General features: G+C 38.8%; 3 protein-coding genes and 1 pseudogene. 2 read left to right on the forward strand and 2 right to left on the reverse strand.

The features are described 5' to 3' along the window. Positions 1–159 precede the first annotated feature (159 nt). A pseudogene (locus tag L691_RS34305) lies at positions 160–453 on the forward strand (IS3 family transposase); the annotation flags it as partial. A 35-nt stretch (positions 454–488) separates the two neighbouring features. Then, on the forward strand, positions 489–779 hold the full coding sequence (locus L691_RS34310; RefSeq protein ID WP_408634751.1) for a transposase: 291 nt from the start codon (positions 489–491) through the stop codon (positions 777–779). A gap of 72 nt (positions 780–851) precedes the next feature. Here the strand turns inward: L691_RS34310 and L691_RS29065 are convergent, their stop codons facing one another. Both L691_RS29065 and L691_RS0115260 read right to left on the reverse strand, forming a co-directional pair. Then, a complete protein-coding gene (locus L691_RS29065; RefSeq protein ID WP_025691338.1) occupies positions 852–1295 on the reverse strand; it encodes a copper amine oxidase N-terminal domain-containing protein in 444 nt (147 codons plus the stop codon). A 62-nt stretch (positions 1296–1357) separates the two neighbouring features. Beyond that, positions 1358–2515 (reverse strand): YrpD family protein, encoded by a 1158-nt coding sequence (locus L691_RS0115260; RefSeq protein ID WP_025691339.1) that lies wholly within the window; start codon positions 2513–2515, stop codon positions 1358–1360. Positions 2516–2585: the final 70 nt, after the last annotated feature.

Here is a 2585-nt window from a genome sequence, read left to right on the forward strand (position 1 = left end):
GGGTAAGTCTTAAATGCTATGCGGTCAAGGTACTAGCTGAGGTATCTAAAAGTGGATATTACAAGTAGATAAACCGACAAAAGATCGTTTCACCAAAGCAACGCGAAGATGAAGCCATGAAACTTAAAATAGTAGAATGTTACGAGAAATTCAAAGGGATTTTATGGATACCGCAGAGTGAATGTTTGGCTGAAGCGCACCTATGCCATCCACATGAACCATAAGCGTGTGCAGCGACTTATGGGTGAGCTGGGAATTCAGGCGGTCATTCGGAGGAATAGGACTTACTTCGGCAAGAAAGAGCCTTACGTCATCTCTGAGAATCACCTGAACAGAGTGTTTCATGCAGAGCAGCCGAACCAAAAGTGGGTAACGGATATTACCTTCTGCTCTTCAATGGGCAAAGGCTCTACCTCTCAGCGATTAAAGATCTCTTTAACAATGAGATTGTAGCGTACCAGGTCAGCCCTAAAAACGATTTAAAGTTGGTGTTTGATACAGTCAAAAAGGCGAGGAAACGACGGGATACCCAAGGCAGTCTACTTAAGCGATACGGTATTAAGGCCAGTATGTCCAGAAAGAGAAACTGCTGGGACAATGCCTGTATAGAGAACTTTTTCAGTCATTTTAAAACTGAGTGCTTCAATCTCCATTCCTCTCATTCTTCCAGGCAGTTAGAGCATGCAGTTCAACAATATTTCCACTTTTACAACCATGCACGTTTCCAAGCGAAACTAAACAACCTGAGTCCCTATGAATACCGAACTCAGGCTGCTTAAATATTGCTTTTTATCTGGTGTCTACTTGACAGGGGTCACTTCAAGTTAACAGATAGGCTTTAAAATTAGAAATTATTCAGAAAAGTTAATGTGTATTGATGCATCATCAGTTGTTTTACTCCAAGTGACATCTGCGCCTAGTGCTTCAGATATAAATCTTAAATTCACATAGAATATATTGCTAGTAGGTTCAAGTGAGGGGGCCTGATTTAAGGTTACTTTTTCTCCATTTAAATAAGCTTCATATGAATTATTGGTTAACTTAATTGTAGTGTCATTCTTCGTTGCAGTTACAGTTTTGGTATTATTGTCCCAATCAACTCTCATCGCATATGCCTCAAATATTGGACGCATTGGGACAAGCGTCGTACCGAGAGAAGTAACATTAGCATAGATATCCAATTTTTTATTATCAATAAAAACTTCCGGGTGCTCTCGAGATGCAAATACATTACTTACTCCAAAAACCATTGAAATAAACACCATACACAACAATACTTTCAACATTTTCTTCATAATTACCTCCATTTAAGAATAATAGACAATGGAAAGAGACAATCCATTGTCTATTATTATACCTAATATATGCTACTATTTACAACAATTGAAACAGAAGTGCTACTGTTTACAGTTACATTCGAATGATCATTCTGTGGACTTGATAAGGCACCGCTAGCAAGTGCTGCGCCATTTAATTGTAAGCTTGAGAAAGTAGTGCTATTTTTACCAGTATCATCATTACTCACAACCGTTGACAAAAGCTTCCATCTACTAATGGAAGGAATATTCCAGCTAGCGCTTGATTCTAGTATTGTAATAAGATTCGTATCCGATAGACTATATCCTCCCAAATTTGGAGATATTGCCCATCCATCAATTTTCATTCTAACTTTACCGTTATAATTGTACCACCAATAAATAAGAGGAGATGTTCCTGGCTTATAGCCATTCTTATTCTGAACTTGATCGTACCCCGATGCGAATGCTGTAGCATATTGGTCCCATCCACTATCCTTAGTTGTTGTTACACGATTTTTCTTTTTCAATATTATTACTGGCTTCCAGGCATAGCTAGTAGAACTTGGTCCCAAGTTATTATAAAGCTCAAGTCCCATGTCTGCCGCCCAGGAGCCAATGCCTCCAGTGCTAGTAGAGGTGTATTCAAATCCACCATAATTAAAAGCAATATGAGTTGGTCTATCCAAACTGACAACACTAGAGTTAACTTCTGGAAGACTCATAAGAGCCATTAGATAACTTCCAGCACTGCCTGTTGTTGTTACGTTTATTCTTCCGCCTACTCCGTCTGTAACAAAACCTGTACCTGCTGTTGCAGCAGCAGTATTAAAACTGCTGTCATTAAGGTCTTGACTTAATAAGCTTTCTACATTGGTTTCAGCCTTATCAACTACTATAAGTTGAGGCTCTTGATTAGCTGCTTCCTCATAGAAATAAGTGTATTGATCATCAAACGTTATGTAATCATAGGTGCTCTGATCGGAAACTCTTGCAAGGCTGACTTTAGATCTCCTTTCTTCTGCAACCGCATTTTTTGCAACGTCAAGTATGATCGCCAATTTGTTCTTTGCTACTTCTTGAGATTCTTGGTGAACCACATTTACATTTGACAGATCCAAACTTGCAGTTGCAGGTGCGTCTTTGGCAAATGCCGATACAGGAAAAGCCGCAAAACTTAAAATCAAAAGTGGTACTAGTAGTTTTTTACTATAATTCATATAACTACCTCCTTGTTAGATTGAGCTAATTATATAGCTTCGTCGCTATAGTGGATGCCTGATGTCTGCT

It is taken from the genome of Paenibacillus zanthoxyli JH29 (genome assembly GCF_000520715.1).
GTDB classification, from domain to species: Bacteria; Bacillota; Bacilli; order Paenibacillales; family Paenibacillaceae; genus Paenibacillus_AQ; species Paenibacillus_AQ zanthoxyli.